This is a genomic window from Nitrosomonas sp., assembly GCF_019752095.1.
Classification (GTDB): domain Bacteria; phylum Pseudomonadota; class Gammaproteobacteria; order Burkholderiales; family Nitrosomonadaceae; genus Nitrosomonas.
Window position 1 is genome coordinate 1 of the sequence record NZ_JAIEMO010000022.1, and the last position, 6,481, is coordinate 6,481.

The following is a 6,481-nucleotide window of genomic DNA, read 5'->3' on the forward strand; positions in this document are numbered from 1 at the left end:
AAAATACCCCAATATTCACAAAAAAATCAGAAATTGTAACGAATCTGAAAATTCGTTGAATTTTGCAAAGGTCTCTTAAGTTCTTTTTAGTATTAGATCAGATCATTATCGCGGAAGCGTTGCTGGATTTCCAAAACTTTGTCGGCGTTATTAATCAACGCTTCGACGCAATCACGATCTAATTTGGAATTGGACATTTGCCCCAATACCGCAAAAGCTTCTTCATTACTCCATGGCGCTTTATACGAACGGCGCGAGGTCAATGCATCAAACACGTCCGCAACGGCGCTGATGCGTGCCTCTATCGGAATTTCTTCGCCCTTCAAGCCATCAGGATAACCACTGCCATCTACTGCTTCATGGTGGTATTCAGCGATGTTCCGCAGGATGTTAGTGTGGCCAAATGCGCCCAGGCCAAAATCATCCAGTACGGAATCGATAATTTCACGGCCTTTTACCGGATGCGTTTTCATAATATCGAACTCTGCTGCATCTAATTTGCTGGGCTTGCGCAGAATATTATCCGGAATTCCAATCTTGCCAACATCATGCATGGGTGAAAACAGAAATATATGTTCGATCTGTTCATCGGTTATTCCATAACTGGATGCGAGTTTACGTGCAATCAATCGCGCATAATGGGCTGTTCGGTCGATATGCGAGCCCGTTTCAAGATCACGATAATGCGTCATGCTTCGGGCCGCACGAACTGCAGCCAATAAAGTGCGAATAGCAGTCAATTCACTAATGACCATCAAAGCGATTAAATGACCGTAAATATCAATCTGGCGCAGTGTCTGCGGGGTAAATGGGTGCTCCTGCAGCGAGTTAAAAAAAAGAAATCCTACGAAAACACCACTTTGATAGAGTGGCATCGTGTAGCTGGATTTATACCCTTTGGCGGCTACTCGTTTGGTGTGCTCATGCGTGCCGTGAGAGAAAATATCGAGATCCTGCACTAAACGCGGGCGGCGATGTTCGATAATAGTCAATAAAGACGGCGCTGCGCTCAGTGGTGCCTCGTAGGTAGTTACCGGGCTTTCGTTACCTTCAGTGCTATGCGTATAGGTTTTGAGCATCTCGGTTTTTTCATCGTACAAAGCAATGGCCAACCGATCAATGAAGAGAAAATCCTGGCGGATGACTTGATGCAGAAAGCGTAACTTTTCTGTCAGTGGCAAATTTTCATGTAAATTGGCCAGCGTGTCTTGGTGTGTAAACAGATCTTCTTCCGATTGCATAACATTCCTTTCATCAGGTGAAGGGTCTCGAGGTCTAAGCTATTGCGGCAATAATGATTGTGATTATATTGGGACAAAGCAATAAATTTTCACATCATTTTAGACGATTTGTCATGAATGCGACAATTTGTCACATTCCAAAAACCAATCAATCTTTCTACAATTCGCATAACGTGGTTAATTCGGATTGGAATAGTTAACGGATATCACGAGAGGTTTATAAGTATTATTTTTGTCAATAACACAGGAGGATGAGAAGCGTATAGGAATACCTTGATGCGCTTGCATAATGCCCCATGAAAATACCTAAAAGACTCGAGCCACTGATTGAAGAAGGTTTGATCGACAGCGTAATTTGTCAGCTCATGAGCGGCAAGGAAGCGATGATTTATATGGTCAGTAGTGGAGGCCATGCCCGTTGCGCTAAAGTTTACAAAGATAGTAATAAGCGTGATTTTCATCAGTGCTCTAGTTACACAGAGGGGCGTAAAATTAAAAGTAGTCGGCGTGCACGGGCGATGGAGAAAGGTAGCCATTATGGTCGCAGCGCGCGTGAAGAAGCATGGCAAAGCACTGAAGTTGAGATGTTATGTCGACTTGCGACGGTCGGTATTCGCGTGCCAAAATTCTATAATCTTTTTGCCGGTGTCCTGCTTATGGAGTTGATCACGGATTCTGAAGGAAATGTGGCACCTCGATTGAGTGAATTAATACTTGCGCCCAAGCAGGCACGTACCTATCACAAAATTTTGATCGACCAGATTGTGCAAATGCTATGTATCGGAATTGTTCATGGAGATCTTTCACCCTACAATGTGCTGGTTGATGGAGAAGGGCCTGTAATTATTGATCTGCCGCAAGCTGTGAGTGCTACGAGGAATCATCAAGCGCGCGTCATGATAAAACGCGATATCGATAATATGACAGCTTATTTCAGCCGATTTGCTCCGGAATTGGCGCATTCAGATTATGCTGCTGAGATATGGTCTTACTATCAACGCGGTCAGTTGCCGCAGGCGCGTTTAACCGGAAATGTTAAACAGCAGGAAAAACCGGTAAATGTTGGTAATGTTCTCCAGATCATCGACTCAGTACTCAGAAAAGAAGTTGCCTGGCAGCGCCATAAACAAACAAAATGGAATAACCATTCTTCACAGTATTGAGTATTTGTTCACCGATATCACTATAGAGTGAAGATGTTGATTGACCGCTGTGTGATTGCTTGTGTTATAATTTTGTTCCTGACGCGGGGTGGAGCAGTCTGGCAGCTCGTCGGGCTCATAACCCGAAGGTCGTAGGTTCAAATCCTGCCCCCGCAACCCGCTTTTCCTGCCATGAATCCAAAGGATTATTTAGATTCATGGACAGTGCTGATTTACGAGGTTTAGAGTATTCTCCAGCAATCATCGTATTCTTCTCAGATGGAAAACTCGTTGAAGCGTTTTCGTCTGAACAAGAATTATCCTGCCGACTCTATTTCGTCAAAGCGATTTGATAAGGCGTAATTAATAGCGTGTTAGCATATGGCGCCGTACGTTTCGCAACAATTCAGCCTACCCCAGCGTTCCAGTGGACTCCGCTAACCTACCGCCGTTGAGCTTTGCTCGTTATATATACTGAATAGAATGTCAAACCGAAAACTTAGTAAGCCCCAATAGAATATACCTAAGAGTGCGAATCGGCAGTTTGGAGCTTTTTACTCGAACGAATAGCGCTCGGAGGGATTGCCGGACCACATCAAGCATCGCATATCCTATTGTAGGAGACTTGTAGAGAGTTTACATGGAGAATCCACTGTTTAGATGCTTTAGTGTCGTTTGTGGTAGTGGAGATTCATTTCATTAATCCTAATTTTATTCTTGTAAAGGGCGGAGGCTAAGTTTGACAGTCGTTCCAGCCTTCAGTACACTAAATTCAAAAGTAAAAACTTAGTTGGTATTTTTGTTTCTACCTAATCCCAGAATAAAGCGAGAAAGGCATGTTTCATGGATATTAGAGCAATCCCTGTAGGTGCCAATGTGCCCAACAATGTCAATGTCATCATTGAAGTTCCAACTGGTGGTGAACCTGTTAAATATGAATTTGATAAACCATCCGGAGCGTTATTCGTAGACCGCATTTTACATACGCCAATGCGGTATCCGGCTAATTATGGTTTTATTCCGCATACTTTATGTGATGATGGTGATCCATTCGATGCCCTTGTTATTGCCCGTTCTCCGTTCCTTGCCGGATGCGTGGTGCGTGCGCGGCCGATTGCGCTGCTTCATCTTGAAGACGAACATGGTGGCGACGAGAAGCTTATTTGCGTGCCAGATACCAAGACTTTTCCTTATTACGCCCATGTGCGTGAGCGAGCTGATCTGCCTGACATCGTGTTTCAGCAGATAGAACATTTTTTTACGCATTATAAAGATCTTGAACCTGAAAAGTGGGTACGTGTAGGTCGCTGGGGCGACGCGGCCGAAGCGCGTGACATGGTGATGCGAGCAATTGAGATGGCGAAAGTTGCGGATTAAACGGCAGCTTTTTGGAGTAGGGCAATGATAGAAAGAGACGGGATCTTACAGTTGAGACAATTAATTCGATAAAGCGGAATGTAAATTTGCTTCATTTAGCGTTTAAATTAGGCTGATTAGCATTCTAATACCCAAACCATAAAGCAATACAACAAAAATTGTTCTTAGAATGGCGGTCTTGGTCGAATGAGTGAGTCTCGCGCCGAGTGGCGCCGTCAACATGCTGGCAGATACCAGCCAGATTAATGCGGGTAAATAGATATAACCTAAACTGTCGTTAGGAAGTGTCTCTGACTGCATCAATCCATTTGCGACATAGCCGATGGTGCCAGCCAGCGCAATGGGAAAGCCAATAGCGGCTGCGGTGCCGATGGCGCGTTGAAGTTTAATTTTGCATAAAGTAAGAAATGGCACTGATAATAACCCGCCGCCAATTGCAACCAAGCTGGAAAGTGTGCCGATAACCGTACCAGCGAGCAATAGGCCGATTCTCCCAGGTAATTGAAACATCGGGCTGGGGAGAAATTGTAGCAACATTTGTGTAGCAGCATAAAAGATGAAAATGACGAAAATGATGCTTAATAACTGACCCGTCATTGATCCTGCTAGGGTGGCACCGCCGAGCGTACCGAGGAAAATCCCGGGCGTGATATTTTTTACGATCTGCCAATCCACTGCACCATGCTGATGGTGTGTACGTAAGCTGGCAATTGATGTGAAGATGATGGTAGCCATTGTGGTGCCGAGCGCCATATGGATGATACGGTCAGCGGGAAAGTCTTGAACAGTGAACATAGTTACTAACACGGGCACAATAATAAGTCCACCACCGATACCGAGTAAACCAGCAAAGAATCCCACAAATGCGCCGGTCAGAAGGTAAATTAGCCACCAGTCCATGTTGGGCCTCGATTAGAAGTATCAAATGCAATCATAGTATGCTCAGGATGAATTGCCATTCTGCTGGGTCAATCGGAGTGATCGACAAACGATTGCCAGTTTGCAGCACTCGCATTCGATATAGTTTCGCATAATGCCTAAGTTCCTTGATCGGGATTAGACGAGTTCTTTGCACTAGAGTAAGTTCAACATTAAACCAGCGTGGGTTGTTTAGCGATGCCTTAGGATCAAAATATTTGCTATCGGGATTGAATTGCGTGGCATCTGGATAGGCGGGTTTGCTGACAGTTGCGATTCCCATGATGCCGGGATCCTTGCAGCAGGAATGGTAGAAAAAGACTTGATCGCCGATATTCATCTGATTGCGCATAAAGTTGCGTGACTGATAATTGCGTACACCTTCCCACGCTATAGTCTGTTTGGGTAATGCGGCAAAATCGTCAATACTAAATTCATAAGGCTCTGATTTCATTAACCAGTAACGCATTTTTGGTGGATTCTAATTGTTTTTTTCATAAATACTGCCTGGCAACGTCTGGCTTCTGTAATATGCCAAAAGTTCAATTTATTCATTTTAACTATTTTAGCTATGATTAATCACTCACTTTCTGATATTTCGGTTGCTGCTTGGATGCAGGGAGGACCGATAGTATTAAATAATTTAGTTGGCTCAGTGGTGCTGATTGAGGTTTTTCAGGTAAATTGCCCCGGATGTTTTATTTATTCATTGCCTAGAGCTATCGATCTGCATGCACGCTATCATCAACACGGATTGGTTGTGATCGGTTTGGCGACGGCATTTGAGGATTATGACAAAAATACGTTCGAGAACTTGCAGAAATTGATTACAACCGGAGAAGTGATCGGTGAAACACTCAAGGCTCTGAATCAATATGGTATCTTATCAGAAGGTAAGTTGCCATGGAGAATTCCTTTTGCAGTGGGTATGGATCGCGTTGTAGCGGAAAATCGACCTGTGACTGATAAGCGAGTGCTGAGCTATGCTGCTGAATTTCTTCCTGATTTTGAAAGTCTTGGCGATGAACAGAAAAGATCGGTGCTGCAGCAAGTGAGGCAGTATTTGGAGCAGAAATCGATGAAAGCTGAAACTTTCGAGCGCTTTGCGCTGCAAGGTACGCCCTCGTGTATTTTGTTCGACCGCAAGGGTCAATTAAAAGATGTTTCGTTTGGCCAGGTTGATTATAAGCAAGCAATGGTGGAGCACTGCATTAAAGAAAAATAATTGTTCCAGATTTTGTCTATTGTTGATTTTTGAAGAGTGCGATCGTGAAATATAAAAAGGATCTTTTAATATTTCTGGTCGATAGGATCAGTAAAAAAATACTTATTTCTATTATCAGATGCTTGGGGGTAATCCCCCCGAAAAATAACTGAGATCGAAAGTGGAATTTTCTTGTAATGTATAAACAGGAGGTTCTGCAATGAAGAAATCGAGATTTAGTGATAACTAGATCATGGCGATTCTCAAACAGGCTGAGGCAGGCGTATCGGCACCTGATCTATGCCATGAACACGGTATGAGTAGCGCGACGTTTTACAAATGGCACAGCAAATACGGCGGCATGGATGCATCACTCATGGCCCGGTTTAAGGAGCTGGAAGATGAGAACCGTCGATTAAAAAAGATGTATGTCGAAGAGCGAATAAAATCCGAGTTACGTCAAGAGGCGCTTGAAAAAATGGTAGTGCCCCAGCAGCGGCGCGATATGATCAATCAGGCAGTTAAGCAAAGAAAGATCCGTATCCGTTTGGCCTGTAAGACCTATGGTATCAGTGAAAACTGCTACCGCTATCGAGCTA

At 44.0% G+C, this 6,481-nt stretch carries 7 protein-coding genes and 1 tRNA gene; 5 read left to right on the forward strand and 3 right to left on the reverse strand.

What is annotated here, in order from left to right:
• Positions 1 to 92 precede the first annotated feature (92 nt).
• Entirely contained in the window at positions 93 to 1,241 is a 1,149-nt protein-coding gene (locus tag K2Q13_RS07315) for an HD domain-containing phosphohydrolase (RefSeq protein WP_292920405.1), read from the reverse strand.
• A 296-nt stretch (positions 1,242 to 1,537) separates the two neighbouring features.
• Between K2Q13_RS07315 and K2Q13_RS07320 the strand changes: the two genes are divergently transcribed.
• The 3 genes from K2Q13_RS07320 (at position 1,538) to ppa (ending at position 3,760) form a co-directional block, all read left to right on the forward strand.
• Positions 1,538 to 2,404: a PA4780 family RIO1-like protein kinase gene (locus K2Q13_RS07320; protein ID WP_292920406.1), complete on the forward strand. Its 867-nt coding sequence runs from the start codon at positions 1,538 to 1,540 to the stop codon at positions 2,402 to 2,404.
• 82 nt (positions 2,405 to 2,486) lie between these two features.
• Positions 2,487 to 2,560 (forward strand) — tRNA-Met (locus K2Q13_RS07325).
• Between the two features lie 666 nt (positions 2,561 to 3,226).
• Positions 3,227 to 3,760: an inorganic diphosphatase gene (gene ppa, locus K2Q13_RS07330; protein ID WP_292920407.1), complete on the forward strand. Its 534-nt coding sequence runs from the start codon at positions 3,227 to 3,229 to the stop codon at positions 3,758 to 3,760.
• Between the two features lie 102 nt (positions 3,761 to 3,862).
• Here the strand turns inward: ppa and K2Q13_RS07335 are convergent, their stop codons facing one another.
• Entirely contained in the window at positions 3,863 to 4,660 is a 798-nt protein-coding gene (locus K2Q13_RS07335; RefSeq protein WP_292920408.1) for a sulfite exporter TauE/SafE family protein, read from the reverse strand.
• Between the two features lie 31 nt (positions 4,661 to 4,691).
• Positions 4,692 to 5,147 carry an EVE domain-containing protein gene (locus K2Q13_RS07340; RefSeq protein ID WP_292920409.1) on the reverse strand — a complete coding sequence of 152 codons (456 nt, stop codon included), beginning with the start codon at positions 5,145 to 5,147 and terminating at the stop codon, positions 4,692 to 4,694.
• Between the two features lie 102 nt (positions 5,148 to 5,249).
• Between K2Q13_RS07340 and K2Q13_RS07345 the strand changes: the two genes are divergently transcribed.
• The gene (locus tag K2Q13_RS07345; RefSeq protein WP_292920410.1) at positions 5,250 to 5,903 is read left to right on the forward strand and encodes a TlpA family protein disulfide reductase; all 654 of its coding nucleotides are present in this window, start codon (positions 5,250 to 5,252) and stop codon (positions 5,901 to 5,903) included.
• A gap of 232 nt (positions 5,904 to 6,135) precedes the next feature.
• Positions 6,136 to 6,481, forward strand: a 346-nt coding sequence (locus K2Q13_RS07350; protein ID WP_292920411.1) for a transposase, incomplete at its 3' end; no start/stop codon positions are given.

Excerpts from the sequence above, each read along its gene's own strand:
- K2Q13_RS07340 (WP_292920409.1), bottom strand. The coding sequence starts at position 5,147 with ATGCGTTACTGGTTAATGAAATCAGAGCCTTATGAATTTAGTATTGAC.
- K2Q13_RS07320 (WP_292920406.1), top strand. The coding sequence starts at position 1,538 with ATGAAAATACCTAAAAGACTCGAGCCACTGATTGAAGAAGGTTTGATC.
- ppa (WP_292920407.1), top strand. The coding sequence starts at position 3,227 with ATGGATATTAGAGCAATCCCTGTAGGTGCCAATGTGCCCAACAATGTC.
- K2Q13_RS07345 (WP_292920410.1), top strand. The coding sequence starts at position 5,250 with ATGATTAATCACTCACTTTCTGATATTTCGGTTGCTGCTTGGATGCAG.
- K2Q13_RS07315 (WP_292920405.1), bottom strand. The coding sequence starts at position 1,241 with ATGCAATCGGAAGAAGATCTGTTTACACACCAAGACACGCTGGCCAAT.
- K2Q13_RS07335 (WP_292920408.1), bottom strand. The coding sequence starts at position 4,660 with ATGGACTGGTGGCTAATTTACCTTCTGACCGGCGCATTTGTGGGATTC.